1 pseudogene is annotated in these 541 nt (G+C 40.3%); it reads right to left on the bottom strand.

Annotation, left to right across the window (positions count from 1 at the left end):
• Nucleotides 1-109: 109 nt before the first annotated feature.
• Nucleotides 110-541: pseudogene (locus tag QD409_RS35685) on the bottom strand (nitrite reductase large subunit); the annotation flags it as partial.

Raw genomic sequence — 541 nt, 5'->3', positions numbered from 1 at the left:
GATGCACTTCTTTGCCGATTTGAACTGGCAGATCCGCTTTTTTCATAATTTTCGTCCATTCTTTTGTTGCTGTCATTTTTACTTCCCCCTCCATTTTTATCCTTAACGATTATCCTTTAATTACTTCATACATTTCTCGTTTCGTTTCATCACTCAATATGGAAGACCAAGCCTCTTTATATGTTAATCGCGCCTTTTCAAAACGGCTTACAAACTGTTTAACATTCTCTTCATTTAATAGTGTTTCTTTCACCTTATCAGCGCCTGTGCGCTCTACCCATGGAGCTGTTCTTTCTCCGTAATTCGCATTTTCCCGGTAATATTGTACATATGCTTTTGCAAATGTTATAACCTCTTCTTCTGTTTTAACAGTAGTTAAGCTGTCACACTCTCGAACTTCGGTGCCTCCATTTCCGCCGAAATACAGCTGATAGCCATTTTCTACACAAACAACCCCAAAGTCTTTTGTCAGCACTTCAGCACAGTTACGCGGACAGCCAGTAACTCCCATCTTCATTTTATGCGGCGTATCCACCATCTC

This window comes from Rhizobium sp. BR 315 (genome assembly GCF_050577975.1).
Lineage (GTDB): Bacteria > Pseudomonadota > Alphaproteobacteria > Rhizobiales > Rhizobiaceae > Rhizobium > Rhizobium miluonense.
Note: the sequence above shows the minus strand (reverse complement) of the source record. Positions and strands in the feature narration are given on the sequence as shown.